The sequence below is a fragment of the Peribacillus butanolivorans genome, assembly GCF_001273755.1.
Lineage (GTDB): Bacteria > Bacillota > Bacilli > Bacillales > DSM-1321 > Peribacillus > Peribacillus butanolivorans.
The window spans coordinates 445486-463115 of record NZ_LGYA01000001.1 but is presented as its reverse complement, the minus strand read 5'-3'; the positions used below and the strand labels follow the sequence as shown (position 1 = coordinate 463115).

General features: G+C 36.0%; 19 protein-coding genes and 4 pseudogenes. 4 read left to right on the top strand and 19 right to left on the bottom strand.

The features are described from left to right. Positions 1-29: 29 nt before the first annotated feature. From AKG34_RS02320 to uxaC, 7 genes and pseudogenes are all read right to left on the bottom strand, one after another. On the bottom strand, positions 30-233 hold the full coding sequence (locus AKG34_RS02320; protein ID WP_236694855.1) for a hypothetical protein: 204 nt from the start codon (positions 231-233) through the stop codon (positions 30-32). A 14-nt stretch (positions 234-247) separates the two neighbouring features. Beyond that, on the bottom strand, positions 248-1366 hold the full coding sequence (locus AKG34_RS02315) for a Ger(x)C family spore germination protein (RefSeq protein ID WP_236694854.1): 1119 nt from the start codon (positions 1364-1366) through the stop codon (positions 248-250). Further along, positions 1353-1481, bottom strand: a complete 129-nt coding sequence (locus AKG34_RS29205) for a hypothetical protein (protein ID WP_269083716.1) — start codon at positions 1479-1481, stop codon at positions 1353-1355. Before AKG34_RS29205 ends, AKG34_RS02315 begins: the two co-directional genes overlap by 14 nt. A 7-nt stretch (positions 1482-1488) precedes the next feature. Then, on the bottom strand, positions 1489-3081 hold the full coding sequence (locus AKG34_RS02310; RefSeq protein WP_053344599.1) for a spore germination protein: 1593 nt from the start codon (positions 3079-3081) through the stop codon (positions 1489-1491). Positions 3082-3686: 605 nt separating this feature from the next. Further along, positions 3687-4115 (bottom strand): hypothetical protein, encoded by a 429-nt coding sequence (locus tag AKG34_RS28565; RefSeq protein ID WP_236694989.1) that lies wholly within the window; start codon positions 4113-4115, stop codon positions 3687-3689. Further along, positions 4098-4727 (bottom strand): annotated as a pseudogene (locus tag AKG34_RS28560) (lyase family protein); the annotation flags it as partial. The gene AKG34_RS28565 and the pseudogene AKG34_RS28560, both read right to left, overlap by 18 nt. A gap of 43 nt (positions 4728-4770) precedes the next feature. Next, a complete protein-coding gene (uxaC, locus tag AKG34_RS02295) occupies positions 4771-6174 on the bottom strand; it encodes a glucuronate isomerase (protein WP_053344596.1) in 1404 nt (467 codons plus the stop codon). Between the two features lie 250 nt (positions 6175-6424). On the opposite strand from uxaC, the gene AKG34_RS02290 reads away from it, so the two are divergent. Beyond that, positions 6425-7603 carry an ROK family transcriptional regulator gene (locus tag AKG34_RS02290; protein ID WP_053344595.1) on the top strand — a complete coding sequence of 393 codons (1179 nt, stop codon included), beginning with the start codon at positions 6425-6427 and terminating at the stop codon, positions 7601-7603. 40 nt (positions 7604-7643) lie between these two features. Here the strand turns inward: AKG34_RS02290 and AKG34_RS02285 are convergent. From AKG34_RS02285 to AKG34_RS02275, 4 genes and pseudogenes are all read right to left on the bottom strand, one after another. After that, a pseudogene (locus AKG34_RS02285) lies at positions 7644-8330 on the bottom strand (MFS transporter); the annotation flags it as partial. A gap of 71 nt (positions 8331-8401) precedes the next feature. After that, positions 8402-8572: pseudogene (locus AKG34_RS26450) on the bottom strand (lipid II flippase family protein); the annotation flags it as partial. Between the two features lie 56 nt (positions 8573-8628). Further along, positions 8629-9156, bottom strand: a complete 528-nt coding sequence (locus AKG34_RS02280; RefSeq protein WP_236694988.1) for a GNAT family N-acetyltransferase — start codon at positions 9154-9156, stop codon at positions 8629-8631. A 154-nt stretch (positions 9157-9310) separates the two neighbouring features. Beyond that, positions 9311-9595, bottom strand: a complete 285-nt coding sequence (locus AKG34_RS02275) for a hypothetical protein (protein WP_053344594.1) — start codon at positions 9593-9595, stop codon at positions 9311-9313. A gap of 127 nt (positions 9596-9722) precedes the next feature. Between AKG34_RS02275 and AKG34_RS29530 the strand changes: the two are divergent. Beyond that, positions 9723-9863, top strand: a pseudogene (locus tag AKG34_RS29530) (transposase); the annotation flags it as partial. After that, positions 9860-10081, top strand: coding sequence for a hypothetical protein (locus AKG34_RS02270; RefSeq protein ID WP_053344593.1), 222 nt, complete (start codon positions 9860-9862; stop codon positions 10079-10081). The pseudogene AKG34_RS29530 and the gene AKG34_RS02270, both read left to right, overlap by 4 nt. Before the next feature lie 238 nt (positions 10082-10319). Here AKG34_RS02270 and AKG34_RS02265 read toward each other — a convergent pair whose 3' ends face one another. The 5 genes from AKG34_RS02265 to AKG34_RS02245 all read right to left on the bottom strand — a co-directional run bounded on the left by AKG34_RS02265 (position 10320) and on the right by AKG34_RS02245 (position 13833). Then, the gene (locus AKG34_RS02265; protein WP_053344592.1) at positions 10320-10667 is read right to left on the bottom strand and encodes a VOC family protein; all 348 of its coding nucleotides are present in this window, start codon (positions 10665-10667) and stop codon (positions 10320-10322) included. 566 nt (positions 10668-11233) lie between these two features. Then, on the bottom strand, positions 11234-11440 hold the full coding sequence (locus tag AKG34_RS02260; RefSeq protein ID WP_053344591.1) for a hypothetical protein: 207 nt from the start codon (positions 11438-11440) through the stop codon (positions 11234-11236). Between the two features lie 48 nt (positions 11441-11488). Continuing rightward, entirely contained in the window at positions 11489-11692 is a 204-nt protein-coding gene (locus tag AKG34_RS02255; protein WP_053344590.1) for a helix-turn-helix transcriptional regulator, read from the bottom strand. A 12-nt stretch (positions 11693-11704) separates the two neighbouring features. Next, positions 11705-11971, bottom strand: a complete 267-nt coding sequence (locus AKG34_RS02250) for a hypothetical protein (RefSeq protein WP_152952232.1) — start codon at positions 11969-11971, stop codon at positions 11705-11707. A 989-nt stretch (positions 11972-12960) separates the two neighbouring features. Further along, a complete protein-coding gene (locus AKG34_RS02245) occupies positions 12961-13833 on the bottom strand; it encodes a LysR family transcriptional regulator (RefSeq protein WP_053344588.1) in 873 nt (290 codons plus the stop codon). Positions 13834-13943: 110 nt separating this feature from the next. On the opposite strand from AKG34_RS02245, the gene AKG34_RS02240 reads away from it, so the two are divergent. Next, positions 13944-14816, top strand: coding sequence for a DMT family transporter (locus AKG34_RS02240; RefSeq protein WP_053344587.1), 873 nt, complete (start codon positions 13944-13946; stop codon positions 14814-14816). 252 nt (positions 14817-15068) lie between these two features. On the opposite strand, the gene AKG34_RS02235 is transcribed toward AKG34_RS02240, so the two are convergent. From AKG34_RS02235 to AKG34_RS02225, 3 genes are read right to left on the bottom strand one after another with little or no spacing between them, the layout of a single operon-like run. Beyond that, on the bottom strand, positions 15069-15788 hold the full coding sequence (locus AKG34_RS02235) for an alanyl-tRNA editing protein (protein WP_053344586.1): 720 nt from the start codon (positions 15786-15788) through the stop codon (positions 15069-15071). A gap of 3 nt (positions 15789-15791) precedes the next feature. Then, positions 15792-16832 (bottom strand): threonine aldolase family protein, encoded by a 1041-nt coding sequence (locus AKG34_RS02230; RefSeq protein ID WP_053344585.1) that lies wholly within the window; start codon positions 16830-16832, stop codon positions 15792-15794. A 1-nt stretch (position 16833) separates the two neighbouring features. Then, entirely contained in the window at positions 16834-17277 is a 444-nt protein-coding gene (locus tag AKG34_RS02225) for a MarR family winged helix-turn-helix transcriptional regulator (protein WP_053344584.1), read from the bottom strand. Positions 17278-17630 lie beyond the last annotated feature (353 nt).

The window sequence follows — 17630 nt, the reverse complement described above, 5'->3', positions numbered from 1 at the left end:
TAAACGATATCCGCCTCAATCATGTGCCTTTACTTTTCCATAAACTCTCCAAACGGCTTAAAAAAAGTTACAATCCATGCAGTGGGTCCTGACATTTGTTGAATATTGAACATGGACAGAACCAAACCCATGAGGAGCAATGAAAAAAAAGCCATTTTGTCTTTTTTAGGATTTTGTTTCATTTTCGGCCACTCATACAAAATGATTAGAGCTACAATTACGGTTGTACCCAAAAATGTCCCCCATCTCACTTGTCCTTCACCTCTTTCTCAGGCAGCCCCGCCGGTTTGTCTATATAGCCCTGTCTGCGAATATGGGCCACAACATCAATTTCCACTTCAATCTCCTCAAATATCTCATTCCAGTGGTTTTCGATTTTATTAAACTGCTTAGGATATTTCCGATAGAAGTCTCTACCTAACCCTATAATGTCAGCTTTCTTATTCTGAGTACGCAGAAAAGCCATCTCGATACGCTTTTCTATCTCTTTTTGATAAGATCTTTCTGCATCCTTTAGTGCTTTTGGACTTGAAAGAATCATATTCGTTCCATTCTGAATAACAGATCCTTCTGTATTAACCTTCACTAGCAATTTCCATTTCTTATTTTGAATTTGTGGAACCAGCTTGACTTGTGCCGACACAGGATTTAAAGATATCTCCCCTTTCTCACCTTTGGGTTTTAGGGTCACTGTGTAGGATTCTATTTCATCTCTTAACCACAATATCCCTCTTGTTTCTTTTTCCGTCATCGTGCCAGTCATTTTATCTTTATTTAACACGGCTGCTCCGACAATGTAAGGAATCCCCTGTAATTTCTTTTCACCTTTCCCAGGCGGTAAAATGTCAATTAACGGAAGTGCAGCAGCGTGAGATTTACCCGTTAACATTTCATCTAAATTCTGTAATGTGACCCGCATCCCTATATGTAAATCAGTTAGTTCCCTCATCACCTCCCCTGAATAGGTTTCTAGAGGCGGCAATGATTCAAGGATAGGCTTAGCTTTTCCTTTGCTGACATACACATATGCTCTCTCCCTTGGCTGCGGATGGCGCAGCAAGAAATCCAGATGCTCTTTTATTCCTTCCTTTGCTACCTTTTCGCCGAATACAAATACTTTACATTGTCCCCAAAAAATTTTGCGTGGAATCTTGCTTTGAAGCTTAGACAATGCATCTGAAATATTGGATCCTTTTTCGGATCTCACCAATGTTGTAGGTACTCCACCTCCTCCACCTGGCCCGCCTTGACCGCCTCCGCTGCTTAATGACTTAGGGATAAATACTTGGATGGATAGCTCGATTTGATTATCTTCCTTTTTTTCGATGGCTGCTGCTGTGACAATCGCCAAATCATTGATTTCCACTCGATCCCAACACCCACTTACTAAAGGGATTGTTCCACAAATGCCCAGAAAAAGCAGGACGCTTTTCCTGAAGTGACGCCTCTTTACCTTCTCCAATATCTTTGATTGCCTCCAACCAGTATTCACTCCGTTTCACTTCCCCTTTTGGGTTTTGGCCCCTGTTCTGGAGACTGACGGTATACGTTAGATTTCCCTGTAAAGCTCGGGCGTGTATCCATCATCCACATAGGAGATCTCCATAGTACATCTTTCAGTTCTTTACCTTTTAAAGGTGCAAGTGGTGCTAAATAGGGAACACCGAAGGAGCGCAAGTTGCACAAATGAATGACTATAGCAATAACTCCCATTATTATGCCAAGCAGTCCTAAGGTACCAGCAAGCAGCATTATTGGAAAACGCAGCATCCTTATCGCAATTCCAGCAATATAACGAGGCATCATAAAAGAAGAAATCCCCGTAATCGCAACCACAATCACCATTGGTGCTGAAACCAACCCTGCTTGTACGGAAGCTTGACCAATCACCAGCGCTCCAACAATGCTGACAGCAGAGCCTATCTGCTTTGGCAATCGAACCCCTGCCTCTCTTAGTGCTTCAAACGTAATTTCCATGATCAATGCCTCAATAATAGCAGGGAAAGGGACTGCCTCCCGAGATGCAGCCATGCTTAGCAGCAGTGCAGTAGGGACCGCTTCATGATGGAACGTCAAAATAGCAATATAAAAGGAAGGAAGCAATAGAGATAACACCATAAAAATATAACGTAACCAACGGATGAGAGTTCCTATCATAAAACGTTGATAATAATCCTCTTGTGATTGAATCAAAGAAAAGAAAGATACTGGAGCAATTAAAGTAAAAGGGGTTCCTTCTACAAGAATGACAGCCCGTCCCTCCAGCAAGCACGAACTGGCTACATCAGGCCGTTCTGTTGACAAGATCTGAGGGAAAGGTGAATACGGATTGTCCTCAATCATTTCCTCGATATATCCACTTTCTAAAATACCGTCCATCTCAATTCGTTCCAGCCGAATCGTAATCTCTTCAATCAGTGTTTTATCCACAAGTCCATCAATATATGCAATCGCAACAGTCGTCTGAGTATACTTCCCAATTTTCATCGATTGCATTTTAAGAGCAGGACTTTTAATAATACGTCTCAATTGAGATGTATTTACCTCTAGAGATTCATTAAATCCCTCTCGCGATCCCCTTATTCCTCCCTCAGCAACAGGTTCTTCAATCGCTCGCTTTTCCCATTTAGACAATCCTAAAGAAAATCCATCACTCTCCCCTTCATATAGAAGAAGCGGGTTTCCAATGGAGATAGATTCAATGCAATCCGCTATCATTTTCACTCTTTTCACTTTTGAAACGGGCATTTTAAGTACTAGAAAGTCATTTAATGGTTGTGGCACATTTGCTGATTCCTGCATGAGTGGAGAAAGCACATATTCTTCTATCCCCTCGATGTCTGAAAGACCCTCAATGTAAATAAGCATGGCTCTCGTTTTACCGAAAAGTAAGAACGAACGGAACATGACATCTGAACAATTATCATAAATCAAACGAAGCGTTTCTACATTTTGACTAAACTCTCCATTAAGAGGGTCCTCCGGTTTAGAATCCTGGTAATTATTTTGTATATGAGGTTTTTTTTCTTTCGTCTTTCTTAACAATTTACTCACATTACGAATCAAGCTGGTTACCCCCATTTTTTTGCAGGTCGCTCTAACTCCATTTTTCTATGTTTCTTCATCCAGGATATTTTATACAGAAAACCCTGAAACCCACATAACATAATTTTCATATTGAAAAGATTTATCATGATGAAAATAAAGAGACACTTGGAGGAAATGATTATATATGCTAAGGAACTGGGGATGAATCAGGTCATAATGGAACGTAGTTTTGAAAATGAGGTGAGGGAATTACAGCCAATACTCAGTTTGAGTAAAAGAGTTATTTTTGACGAGTTTCTTCTATAAATAGCTACTTTTTTAAGTCTCTTTCGTATTCTTTTACCAACCCTTAAAAAAGTCGTATTTAATCCCCTAATTTCTCCATAGCTTTCACTAAAAAGATTACCCCATACCAGGAGCACTCAAAAAAACCGCAAATCCTTTTACTTCAAAGGTTTGCGGTTATTAATACAATACTATCCAGGTAGCGCTTCCTATTATTTTTCAAAAAAGTTCGGGTGGAGTCCAAGAAGAAGATTAGCTATCTATTTCATTCGAAAAAAAACTAATGGCTGTTCTACCTCTCTCTTGTTCTCTTGATTTTAGGTCCTCCGTTAGGAGCTATGATTATCATTCAACTAAAGTATTCTTGAGTTTAACAAATGATGCATTTTTACAGCATCAGTTAAGTTTTCAGGATTAAGTAACTCAGCCGCTTCCGCTTCATTAAACAGGCCTTTTTCAACTGCTACTTCCTTTACTGTTAGATTTTTCTCGTATGCCTCTGAAGCTATATTGTTAGCTACTTGATACCCGAATATAGAAGAAATAACGACGGACAAAGATAACGAATTCTCAGCGTTCTTCAAACAAACCGTTTTATTAGCTTTAATACCGTTTAGACATTTTTCAGTAAACAGCGTAATACAATTTGTCAAAATAGAAAAAGAGTCAAATATATTTTTCAAAATAATCGGTTCCCAGATGTTCAAATCCAGTTCGCCTCGATCTACAGCGAATGTAATCGCTTGATCATTTCCATATACATCAAAACAAACTTGTATCATCATTTCAGGTATACATGGATTGATTTCCCCTGGCATAATGGAAGAACCCGGCTGTACCGCTGGCAAATTGATTTCAGCAAATCCCGACCTAGGCCCTGATGAAAGTAATCTTAAATCGCTGGCCATTTTCGATAACCCACTCGATAATCCTTTTAAGCAAGAAGATATTTTTAAATAAATATCTGCGTTTTGCAGTCCATCGAAAAAATTATCCACTTTGATAACAGCTAAATGTGATACCTCTGGCAAATATTCATATATTTTTTCTGTTTAACCAGGAGCAGCTCCTATACCTGTGCCCACTGCCGTTGCCCCAATTACAATAGACAAGCAATTTTTTTGCAGTTTCTTCATTTCTTCTATTTGTCTCTTGATAAAAGAATGATACCCGCTAAATTGTTGACCTAGAGTAATAGGTACAGCATCTTGGAGACAAGTTCTTGCTATTTTTACAACACCCGAAAATTCTTCTGTTTTATTCGCCAATGAGCATTCGATCTTATTCAAACTGATTAATAAATCGTCTATATAGAAATAGCAAGCCATCTTCATTGCACTAGGAAGTACATCGTTCGTTGATTGAGACATGTTAACATGTTCATTAGGATGTATTTAACATTTAAATAATCAAGTAAAAAAAGACAACAATTATTTTTTATCGTTTCGCAAAATATTTTTCAGCATTGTAATAGCCAATATTCCTGACCATTTGCTCACGTAGCTCTTTATCATTAGGCATTAATCCTTGTTCAGTCCAATCGCCTAGGATGTTGCAAAGAATCCTACGGAAATAATCATGGCGAGCATACGAAAGGAAGCTTCGGGAATCTGTCAGCATACCAACAAAGTGGCTCAGAAGTCCGACATTCGCAAGTTCCTTCATTTGTTTTCCCATTCCATCAATATGGTCATTAAACCACCAGCCTGAACCAAATTGAACTTTTCCCGGGATCCCTTCTTCAAAGAAATTTCCGATCATTCCCGCAAGAATCGCATTATCTTTTGGATTTAAATTGAATAATACAGTTCTGGGTAAGGATCCATCTTGATCTAGCGCATCAAGAAAACTAGATAATCCTTCTGCTAAATTGGTCTCTCCAATAGAATCGAATCCAATATCTGTACCAATTAGTTCCTTCATCTTAGTGTTGTTATTACGCATAGCTCCCATATGCAGCTGCATAACCCACTGCTTTTCTGCATACATTTTCCCCAATTCCTTCAATAAGAATGATCGGTAAGCAGTCAATTCTTCAGTTGATAGCTGTTCGTCATTCATCCGTTTCTTGAAGATGATATCCGCTTCTTCTAAAGTGGTGTCTACATATACCATTTTCTGAATATCATGATCCGAACCCCTACCACCGTTTTCATGAAAGTAATTGACACGTTGTTTAAGGGCATTTATTAGGCTTTCAATTGAATTCACGTTAATTTTTGATACTTTTTCTAATTTTTGAAGCCAGCTTTTAAAATCAGGACGCTCGACAAATAAGGCTCCATCGGGACGGAAAGTCGGAGCAATGGTTATTTGAAAGGATTCGTCCTGCTTCAGTAACTGATGGAATTCGAGCTCAGAAATAGGATCATCCGTCGTTCCAATAAATTTAACGTTTGATTTTTCAATAAATGATCTTGGTTTGAATTCGTGCCTGGAAAGCTTTTCGTTGCACTCATCGTAAATTTCTTGCGCAGTTTCAGGGCTCAGGATTTTTTCAATACCAAAAAACATTTTCAGCTCCATGTGTGCCCAATGATATAGAGGGTTTCCAATTAAGTGAGGCATCGTTTCCGCCCATGCAGCAAACTTATCCCAATCCTCTGCATCACCTGTTATATATCGCTCGCCAATTCCGTGCATACGCATGGCTCTCCATTTATAATGGTCGCCTCCAAGCCACAATTGTGTAATATTTTCATAGGGTTTGTTTTCCCATACCTCTTGTGGGGATAAGTGGCAATGAAAATCAAAAATCGGCAGGTTTCCACCAACATTTTCGTATAATTCGATTGCTGTGTTCGTGTTTAACAAAAAATGATCATCCAAAAAGACTTTCATAAATTTCCCTCCTGATAAAAGTTTATATGGGTACCAGCATCGGTTCTACTGTAAGCCCTTTCATTTTTAATAAGCTCATCTAATTAATTCGTTTACTAAACTAATTAATTATATAAATAATTTATCATTTTTTAACTTTTCCGTCAATTAACTCTATCTGAATACACTATAATCTAATAGTATTTGACATACGAGAAACTGTTATAATAAAAATATATCTAAAAGTTGTTGCCAAAATGGGAGGATATTAATGATTACCGGTGATGCAGCATATATCAAAAAAATTAATCGTGGGTTAATTATTAAAGAAATAATAAAAGAAGGCATGATTTCAAGGGCAGATTTGTCCAAAGCTACGGATTTAACAAGAGCAACTATCTCAGCGCAGGTTGCAGATTTATTGGACGAAGATCTAATAGTAGAAACACAACTAGAGCATAACAGTGTCGGTAGGAAGCCTATCATGCTCTCCTTAAACGGCCAAGCAGGATATGCTCTCGGGATTGACATTGATTACGGACGGATTTCCTTCACTCTAAGCAATCTTCTCGGCTGTAGTGTCACCTCCTCTATCAAAGAAATAAATACTACAGACTACTCGGAGATTCTCAAACTGCTGAATAAAACGATCAAAAAGTACAAAGCCAAATACGCTGACAGTCGCTATGGAATTGTTGGTATAGTCATTGCTATCCATGGTCTGGTAGGAAAAGACGAACTCATTCACTTTGTACCACGATTTAAATGGAAAGATATCAATTTAAAAAACGACATAGAAAAGGAATTTGAAATTGATGTTCATCTTGAAAACAATGCTAATCTAAGTGCTTTTGCTGAGCGTATTTTTGTGCATCATGAAGCAGATAACCTTTTAAGCGCAACCTTTCATTCTGGAATAGGCCTTGGAATGATGATGAAGAATGAGTTTTTTCGGGGACATGATGGATTTGCAGGAGAAATTGGCCATATGATTGTTGTTCCGGACGGAAAGCAGTGTAGTTGTGGTAATAAAGGCTGCTGGGAGAAATACGCTTCAGAATCGAGTATTTTTGAATTTCTATCAGAAGAAAAACAAATCCCAAATTTGACATATGAGAATATTCAACGCTGGATTGATGAAGGTGATGAAGCGGTATATAAGATTATGGAACGATTTATTTACTACTTATCCATTGGCCTAAACAATATGATTAACATGTATAATCCGGACGTACTGGTATTAGACAGTGAATTGCTTCGTATATATCCTGATTCCATTAACAAAATCAGGAATAATCTGACCTCCTCCATTAGTCATTACCGAGAACTTACTCTATCGGCAATTGGAAAAAAATCATGTGTAATGGGGGCATGTGCCCTTGCAATCAAAAATTTCCTTGATGTTCCTATTCTGAATCTTTCTTATGAAAATAGCTATCCCAAAAAATAACGAAAAACTCCCCTTTCTGTGTTTCAGGGGAGTTTTTTCACTAATCCTTAATATTTCTTCTCTCAGCCAAGTCTTCAACAAGTTGAATGGTCCTTTTCTTATTTAATGGATAAAGGAAGGCCAAAATTAAGAAAACAACTATATAGATGACTGCGGGTACTAAGGTTGCCAGTGCATGAATTCCATCAAGCGCTTGTTGTGTTTGTGCTTCTCGTGTTGCATCGTATCCAACCATTGCAATCGCAAAACCGCCGATTCCTCCTGCAATTGCTTGTCCTACTTTACGAGCAAATGAATAGATTGAATACACAGTTCCATCTTCACGAAGGCCAGTTAAATATTCGTGATAATCTATTACATCTGTTACAAATGCCCACACCACAATATTAAAGAATCCGAATCCAAACATCCCTATCGCTGAAATGATGATGAATTGTATCGCAGATAGGTTTGGCATGAAGTACAGTAGCCCATATACTCCCTCCGCAAGCAGCATCCCTATTGACGCCGTTTCTTTTTTACCAAATTTAGCAACGCATGGTTTTGCTATTGGCATAGCAACGAAAACTGCGGCAGTTTGTACAAATCCTATTAAACTTAGGGCTGATGCATTGCTGAAATAATCTTTAAACAAATACACATTAATTGCTCCTATCAGCATCGTACACATCATGAAAATTAAGGATGCTGCAAGGATAGACAATAAAGGCTTGTTTTTGACAATTCCTTTTACAGACTTCCTTTATTGCATCCTATTAAACTAACGCACCTGTAGTTCTATAAGAAATCAGATAATTATTAGACAATAAATTTAGTAAACCACGCAATATATCCTGCCCCTGGAATAAAAAATACTTGAGCTAGTAAAGTTCCTAATAAACGAGAAGTAACCATCATAAGAGATACACCCTTGAGATTAAGGTAACTTCCCTTTTGATTTATTACGTCATCCGCAAGAATAGATTCTTTGGTATTGTCTTTTTTCGAAGTTACAGAAATTTATTTTCATGGTAGTTCAAGAAGGATTAAACCAATTTATACATAAGAATGTCATCTACATATAAGTCCTCGCTAAACTTTACTTCTTTAATTTTACGTCCTTCCTCTACAAATCCCACACTTTTGTATAAGGCTATTGCCCTCTGATTTGTTGATAAAACTCCTAAACTTACTTTCTCAATTAAAGGGTTTTGTTCTGCCCAGTTTAAAAGTTCTTTAATAAGAAGTTTACCAATACCCATATCTCGATAATCTTTCTTTATCATAGTCGTAAAATAACCAGTATGAGCAAGCCTTTTGGTATTTTTTGACCGAAATACAATCAAACCAATAACTTTTCCTTTAATTTCAGCCACAATTATTGTTTCTCTTTCATTTTCTAAAATTTTCTGTATCCAACATCTTTGTTGCTCCGTTGTCTCTTCAAATTCTTCTAAAACGGAAATCATAAATTCGTTTTCTGAAACAACTTCCCTTTGAATTTCTAACAAGGCTTCTGCATCATCTAAATTTCCTGTTCTTAGGGAAACTTGGAAATCATTTTTTGTCATCATTATTAGCCCCTTTACCTTACATATTTCAATAATAATTCCACAAATATGGTAGATACCCTCTTTCACTAACCTGCCCCTTTAATTCTATAAGAAAAAGGCTGCCATATCTGACAGCCCACACTCAATGATCTCACCTTTGTTAGTTCATGATAAATCAAATATTCTTGTGCAGTGCTTTCTGAGCTTTTTGTTCATCTTCTTTTTTAACAAAAACATCATATTGAGTAGAATCCATACGATTTTGGAGATTTTCGGAACCTATATTTATTGGAGTTTTAGTTTTGTATGTTATTCCTTCGCTTTTCAGTTTGGCAACCACCTTAAAATAATTCTCATATCCAAATGTAGTATAGATACATTTCCAATACCTATTTGAAATTAGTTGGGTAGTTACAATAAACACAATCACAAAAACTAGAAATGCAATTATTATATACACCTTTTTAGCTCCTCTTCTTTTCGGATTCTCTTAAAAAATGTAAGTAAAGGATATATATTACATTATATTCTTTCGCATGTGTACTATTTCCTTCTAGAACCATAAGAATAAGGCTGCCGCAGCTACTTTTATTGTAGAGATGGGCGTTGATATGTCCGTATTTAAGTCGGCTAAACATCTTGCCTCTTGGGCTGGTGTGAGTCCCGGAAATTACGAAAGTGCTGGTAAAAAAAAACGAGTAAAACCACACAAGGTAACAAAGCTTTGAAAACGATGGCTGTAGAGTGTGTACTAGCGACATCAAGGCAAAATAATCGAATTGCTTCACATCGAAAAAGGATTACCAAACGGCAGGGAAAAATGAAGGGACGAATCGCTTCTGCTCATTTACTATTAACGATTGCTTACAACATCTTAAAAACAGGAGAACCCTATCATGAACTAGGTTCAAATTACCTTGAAGAAAACAAAATAACAAAGAATTAAAAATGATCGAATACCTAAAAAAGAAAGGCTATTCAATCGCTCCATCTGAACAACAAACTGCATAACCAGTTAATATAACGACATGGTACATTTACGTCCTTCAAAAAATTAGAATATGGTGGGCTTATTTTGTATGGCCTTTCACGAATATATTTTCATACAAAAAAGCTGCCTTAAAGACAGCTCCGATCCTCAGCTAACGCACCCGTTAGTTCAATAGCAAATGAATTACAACTCGTTATTTCTCCCAAAGCTCGATCAGTCGACCTTCAGGATCTTCAATCCAAATAAACTTTCCAAATTCACTAATCTCTTTTTTCTTTGCAAGAGGTACACCAATATGTTCAAGATGCTTAATAGTCTCGTTTAGATTATGTACTTGGAAATTTAACATCACTTGTTGTTCTGCTGGAAAATAACTGTCATTCTCGGTAAAGAAATAAAAGATAGTCTCATTTCCTAATTGGGGTTTTATCACAGTCCCATTCCAATTTTCTATTTCAATCTTCAACACTTCACTGTACCATTTTTTTATAACTTCAAGATTCTTAGTTCTCCAAAATATTCCTCCGAAACCTTTTATCATCGTATCTAACTCCTGTCTGTCATCAAATTTTTAGCTATCCGATTACATTAGATATTCGAGATTTAAATTTAAGTTCCTTCTACAACTATACTGCCCCGATAGTTGCATAAAGAAAAAACTCCCTTAAAGACAGCCCTGATCTTAAGCTAACGGGTGCTTTACTTAATCATTCTTTACCGATTGATTTTTATATCTAAAATAGAGTCTTACAAGGATAAGCAGTATTGCACCAATTATGAGATATATTATTTTGTTCTGGAAGAGCCCAAAAGCTAAAGAAATAAAGACGATAATCATTTCTAGTAACTTTTCTTTTTTTTGTTTCATAAGTGTTTATGTCCTCTTTAACAGTGTGATTAGAAAATAAATTTCATATTAAATTTTTGCAATGTATGTATAATCTGTCCTTGGAATTAAAAGGTATTCTTCTTTCTTCTTTCCCTAACCTGCCCCGTTAGCCCCATAAGAAAAAGAGCTGCCAAAGCAACTCCCTTATTGAAGCACCCGTTTGTTTAAGGGATTTCATTCACAATATTTCAGTGAAAAATTGAAATTCTTATATTTTACTACTTCAAAACAAATGCGATAATCCCTATAATAATACACACAATTCCACTCAAAAATTGCCCTAATCCTGAAGCTTCTCCCATTAGCAGTAAATTGAATATGTTTTTACTTTTTCGGTTTTTTCCAAATAAGCCATCATCTGTTTTCATACGATAAATACCCCAAACTATTAAAACAGCCCCAAAAATATATAATACAATAAGCATTTATGTTCCTCCATTGTTTGTTTAATATGTGCATCTTTGTGAAATGTATTATTTGTCATCCCCATCAAAAATAAAAGTTTCTTCAATTGATAAATTAAAAACTGAAGCTATTTTATACGCAAGTAGCACAGATGGATTATACTTTTGTTTTTCTAATGAGATGATTGTTCTAGAAGATACACTTACTTTATCAGCTAATTGTTGTTGCGTTATTCCATTTTCTATTCGCAATTCTTTTACTCTATTTTTCATAAATCCTCCGAATTAAAGGACAAGATTGTAATACTTTCTAGACCCAATTTGACTAATCATTAATGATACTAAGACAACAAATAATGCAGTATTTGTTGGGATAACGACAAAATTAGTTATAAACATTAGAATAAAAATTTCGCACATCAGAATATGCAAGGAAAAGCGAGCAACTTTCCCATCAATTAAAGCATCTCTTTCGTCGTACTCCTTCGATAATTCCTTTTCTAGTGATTTATTCTTCCGGGATGTAATGTAAGAAATTGTTGAGTACAACAAAATTATTCCACCTAGGAATACTATAATATAACCAAAATTAAATCTTAGTGTTGTATCGAGAATTATTTGAATGATTCCCAATATAATTATCACAGTTGAGACTAAAAAACGCTGTATGAATAGATTTTTCAATCATACCTCTCCTAACCAATTTATTCACCTGGAGTGAAGTTTATTTAACATGAAGTTAACTTCATGTGAAGTTGATTTCATACTAAGATTTTTCGCAACAAATGTCAATGGTAAATAACGATACTAGAAGTAGTAAAATATTTTATGATTTGAATAATTTTAGTTCATTAAGCAAAAAAGCCACCAAATTGCAGCTCCGGATCTCAACTAATGCACCTGTTAGTTGAAGAACAAAATAATCAATTACTATATGTACCCTCACTCAGCACTAGCTGACAGTTCTGCTTCAGCAGCTTCCCTATCAATGGCTTTATCCCCTATTCCAAAATACCCTGCCCCGATAGTTCTATAAGAAAAAGCTGACTTAAAGACAGCTCTGATCTTCAGCTAGCGCACCCGTTAGTTTAAGTACAATACTTCACAAACTAACAAAAGAGGTGCGGCAGCTACCTCCGGTGTTCAACTCAAGCCCCCTATAGCATTCCTATGAGCATTAATTACCGGCTTTGAAAAAACAGAGCCCTCGGTATGATGAGAGTATTTCACTGGCGGGCATCTTTAGAGAAGCTGGAGATCTGAGTACTCACATGAATGCGCTCCTTCGTCATGCAGGATAATATAGTTATTTAATTTCACAAAGCGAATAGTTCATCCTCGCTCCCATTTACTAGCAAACCGAATATCGAAATTTCGTTATTTCTAATATTAAAAAAAAGGAAAAAAACACACTTTTGTATTTGATTAGCTAGCACTGTACTATATATTACTTGTAATATTCCTATTAGTTTCCTTAATAGCTCATCTTTAAATCACACTTTTGCAATCTGTGAAATAGCATTTTATTAGAATTATCTTTCTTAAATAACTGATTCCGTTCCTTTCGCTACAATAAAGTCAATGAAATATCGACTTGTAATCGGTAAAATACTTTTCTCTTTATAAGCTATACTAATAGTACGCATTACTTGTGGTTCAATCGATTTTGTCACAATATTATATTGTAAACGTTCTAATATTAATGAAGGCAAAATTGAGAGACCTAGTCCCTGCTCAATCATTGACATAATGGCATAATCATCTTGTACACGATATTCGATTTTCGGTTCGAATTGGTGTCGATGAAATACATTAAGAGGTTCACTAACAGCTCCTTCATCTAATAAGATATAAGGCTCCTCTAATAATTCCTGTAATAGTACTTTATCACGCATTTCCAAATGATGATTTGGTGGTAAACACGCAAGCATTTCATCTTGTTTAATAGGAATCATTTCGAGTTGTGTCACTGCATCTGGATTCACAAAGCCAAAATCTACTACCCCTTCTTTAATTAAATTTTCAATATCCGTATAATCACCTAAATGAATTTCAAATCGGACATTGGGATACTTTATTTTAAATTCCTTCATCCATTGTGGTAACCAGTGACATGCCACACTCGAAAATGTTCCAATTCGAATAGTCCCTCGTTCTAACCCTTGCATTTCCTTTTTCTTTTCATGTAATTCTCTATTTGCATTACAAATACTTCTAATAAACGGTAAATATTGCTCTCCATCTGGTGTCAGTGTTACTCCTGTCCGTGAACGAATGATAAGCTGCGTTTCCAAGTCAGCTTCTACTGTATGAACAAGCTGACTGACAGCTGATTGCGTATAACCAAGTTGTTTTGCTGCACTTGTAAAACTACCCGTTTCAAGTACCGCAAGAAGTGCGAAATATGCATTCATGTTAATCACCTCTATATTAGTAAATCTAATAGTTTTATTAAAAACATTCGTTTCCCTAATAACAAAAGGGATGCTACGATTATATCACTTATATAGAGAGGGAGATTAACATGACACAAAAACAAGCTAATATTCTATTAGTCTTCGTTACAATGGGATGGGGTTCATCTTATATATTTACGAAGTTCAGTATAGGTGAAGTGCAGCCATTCATGCTTGTTGCATTTCGATTTATTATTGCTTTCATTGTAATGGCTCTATTGTTTTTTCAAAAAATACGTCACGTGCATCGGCAAACGATCCAAGCGAGTGCGGTTTTAGGTACTATATTATGTGGTGTGTTTGCTACATTTGGCTTTGCAATGCAAACTACCAGTGCCTCAACAGCTGGCTTTTTAATTACGACAACTGTTATTTTTGTTCCTTTGATTATGGTTGTAATTAAAAGGAAATTGCCAGTACGCAAAGTTATGTTGGGCGCTCTAATTACGTTCACAGGACTCACTTTGCTTTCATTGAAAGAGTCATTCACTTTTGAAATCGGGATAATTTATTGTTTATTAACTGCCTTCTTATATGCCATCCATATTGTAGCAAATAATTATTTTGCACGAACTGTTGATGCCTTTCAGCTTGGAATTTTTCAGCTTGGGTTTACGGGGATACTGGGGCTAATTGCATCATTACTTTTTGAGCCATTTTCATGGCCAATAGGTGCTGTTAGTTGGGCAGCCATTGTCAGTTTAGCAATCATTTGCTCTGCTTTTGGATTTGTCGTTCAATCAATAGCGCAAAACTACACAACACCTGAAAATACTGGCTTTATCTTTTCCTTAGAACCAATTACCGCTGCAATTTTTGCCTTTCTATTCCTTGGTGAAAAAATGGTCATGCAAGAATATATTGGTGCAACGATAATTTTAATAGGTATTTTTGTTGCCAATCATACTCCGAAGAAAAGGATAGAATATGGTATGAATTGAACGTCGTAAATATATAAAAGATAGTTGAATACGGTTAGTAAACTTATTCTGTGCTAAAAATAAAGTAACCTTCAATCAGATTTATAGAATGAAGAATCACACCTGTTTATTGCATAACAAACTGCAGCTGCAAATTGGAACATGAAAATAATAATCAATATTGATGCTACCGTTTATGGAACTATTCCCGTATAAATTTTCTACTGTCCACTTGATTATCCCCTCATTGCTAAAAAGAAGGGATAGTAGAACTTAATCCAGTAGTTGAATTTTAATCCTTTTTTTCATGGGACCTTTATTTTGAATTTTCATAATGGAAAAGTCTTTAATTTCAGTTGTGTTGTTGACGTGGGTTCCGCCACATGCTTGCGCATCAATATCATTTATTTGAACAATTCGAATTTCGTTAAGAGAAGCTGGAAGTAAATTAATTACCGTCTTAATAGTCCCTTCTTTTTGCTCAGCTTCATCTCTACTTAATATTTTCGTGTAAACATTATGGGGTTGTGCCAGTAACTTCTTTATTGATTGTTCTAATTGATCAAATGGTATTTCTTGTATTATTTCAGGAGAAAAAGACAGCTCTAATCTCGCATGTTCTTTTTCAATTTGACTACTTGTAGCTAAAGCATTGTAATGTTGATATAAATAACCTGAAATGACATGCAATAATGTGTGGTACTGCATATTCTGAAACCGCCAAGACCAGTCAATCTGCATCTCTACTGTTTGATTAATGTGCTGTAATGGACGTTCAAGTTCATGAATAATTTCTCCATCTATTTTTTTTACTGTTAAAATATTATAGGTTTTATCACCTTGTTTAATAATCCCTCGGTCACAAGGCTGTCCACCGCCACCTGGATAAAAAATCGTTTGATTAAACACAACAAATTGTTCTTTTATTGAAACAATATTTGCCGTACATTCTTTTATATAACTATTCTCTGCGTATAACTCTATAGTTGCCATTTTTTATCCTTTAGTCGCCTTAATATCTTCTACTAGCATTTCAACATGTTCTTTTTTCGTAGACCAACTAGTACAAAATCTCATAGCACTGTGTGTAGCATCGACTTTTTCCCAGAAGGAAAATGAATACTTTTTGCCTAATCCCAAAATTACATCATCCGGCAAAATGGGAAACTGCTGATTTGATGTAGAATCATATCGTAATGAAAATCCATTTTCAACAAATGCATCTCGAATCATCATTGCCATTTCCACGGCATGATTAGAAATTTCATAGTATAATCCATCTTCAAATAAGGTTTCAAACTGGATCCCCAAAAGTCTTCCCTTTGCCAATAATCCTCCCTTTTGCTTGATAATATATCGGAAATCCTTTTTCAGGGCATCATTTATGATGACTACTGCTTCACCAAACATCGCACCAACTTTAGTTCCGCCAATATAGAATACATCACATAGACTTGCAATATCTGCCAAGGTTAAATCGCTATCCATTGAAGCCAAACCATATCCTAATCTAGCGCCATCCATTACTAATGGCAAACGACATTCCCGGCAAACTTTACTTAATGCTTCCAATTCGACTTTACTATAAGTCGTTCCATTTTCTGTAGGATTAGAAATGTAAACCAAGCCTGGCTGTACCATATGCTCATGAGTGACATCATTCCAATGAGCATCATATAAATTTTTTACCTGTGCTGCTTGGATTTTCCCATCATCACTCGGTAAAGTAAGTATTTTATGACCCGTTGCTTCAATTGCGCCAGATTCATGTGCTGCTATATGACCAGTAATTGCTGAAACTGCACCTTGATGCGGGCGCAAAATGGAAGCGATAATAGTGGTATTCGTTTGTGTTCCTCCTACTAAAAAGTGTATATCTGCATTCGGAGCATCACACTCTTTTCTAATGTAAGCCCTCGCTTTTTCACAGTGTTCATCCACTCCATATCCGGGTGTTTGTTCTTCATTGGTTTCTATTAATCGTTTTAGAATTTGCTTATGAGCACCTTCTGTATAATCATTTTCAAAACGTATCATCCTATATTCTCCCCAAACTATCCAGTTTCTTCTGAATGAACATCATAGAAGCATGGATTTCTTTTATTTCATTTTGTGATAATCCTTGGAATAACCTCACTAATTGTTCATCGGATCTTTCATTAAGCTGGTTAAAAAGAGTCATCCCTTTAGGAGTCAACCGAATCAGACTAGTTCTGTTATCCAAAGTCGAATTTTCCTTAATAACCAGTCCATCTTTACTTAACTTGTTAATTATTCTACTCATATAGCTGCGATCAATTTCCAGTTTATCAACTAAATTGTTTGCTATACACTGCTCCATCATACCGATTTCTAAAACTACTCGTGCCTCAGTTAAAGAATATTCTGTATCAAATATATGCTTATCTAATACACCAAGTATATTCGTATAAAATCTATTGAATTGCCGTATATCAGCAATGGTATTATTATTAATTTTCATTGCAGCCTTCCTTTTTAGTGGACTTTATCCACTAATACCTTAGTATTATTAGTGGACTTTGTCAACTTTTTTTAAATCAATGAAGAATGAAGGATAAAGTAATCCCAAAATACGCTTTCCAATTGATTTGATACCACTAGTTTGGCCAATTTCAAAAATAAAAAATAACCCCGAAAGATCGAGGTTATTTTTTTCAATATTGAACAAAAACACCATTCTTAATAATTATTTTTTATGCAACTAACCTGCCCCGATAGTCGCATAAAATCGAGTAGGAGGAGGCGCCTAGCCTCCGACCTCTCACACCACCGTACATACCGTTCGGTATACGGCGGTTCAGTTAGCCATTGACG

What these genes read in the sequence shown, in the direction of transcription:
- AKG34_RS02310 (WP_053344599.1), bottom strand. Translation starts at nt 3,081, where the DNA reads ATGGGGGTAACCAGCTTGATTCGTAATGTGAGTAAATTGTTAAGAAAG.
- AKG34_RS28565 (WP_236694989.1), bottom strand. Translation starts at nt 4,115, where the DNA reads ATGATACAAGTTTGTTTTGATGTATATGGAAATGATCAAGCGATTACA.
- uxaC (WP_053344596.1), bottom strand. Translation starts at nt 6,174, where the DNA reads ATGAAAGTCTTTTTGGATGATCATTTTTTGTTAAACACGAACACAGCA.
- AKG34_RS02290 (WP_053344595.1), top strand. Translation starts at nt 6,425, where the DNA reads ATGATTACCGGTGATGCAGCATATATCAAAAAAATTAATCGTGGGTTA.
- AKG34_RS02280 (WP_236694988.1), bottom strand. Translation starts at nt 9,156, where the DNA reads ATGATGACAAAAAATGATTTCCAAGTTTCCCTAAGAACAGGAAATTTA.
- AKG34_RS02265 (WP_053344592.1), bottom strand. Translation starts at nt 10,667, where the DNA reads ATGATAAAAGGTTTCGGAGGAATATTTTGGAGAACTAAGAATCTTGAA.
- AKG34_RS02260 (WP_053344591.1), bottom strand. Translation starts at nt 11,440, where the DNA reads ATGCTTATTGTATTATATATTTTTGGGGCTGTTTTAATAGTTTGGGGT.
- AKG34_RS02255 (WP_053344590.1), bottom strand. Translation starts at nt 11,692, where the DNA reads ATGAAAAATAGAGTAAAAGAATTGCGAATAGAAAATGGAATAACGCAA.
- AKG34_RS02245 (WP_053344588.1), bottom strand. Translation starts at nt 13,833, where the DNA reads ATGAATGCATATTTCGCACTTCTTGCGGTACTTGAAACGGGTAGTTTT.
- AKG34_RS02240 (WP_053344587.1), top strand. Translation starts at nt 13,944, where the DNA reads ATGACACAAAAACAAGCTAATATTCTATTAGTCTTCGTTACAATGGGA.
- AKG34_RS02235 (WP_053344586.1), bottom strand. Translation starts at nt 15,788, where the DNA reads ATGGCAACTATAGAGTTATACGCAGAGAATAGTTATATAAAAGAATGT.
- AKG34_RS02230 (WP_053344585.1), bottom strand. Translation starts at nt 16,832, where the DNA reads ATGATACGTTTTGAAAATGATTATACAGAAGGTGCTCATAAGCAAATT.
- AKG34_RS02225 (WP_053344584.1), bottom strand. Translation starts at nt 17,277, where the DNA reads ATGAAAATTAATAATAATACCATTGCTGATATACGGCAATTCAATAGA.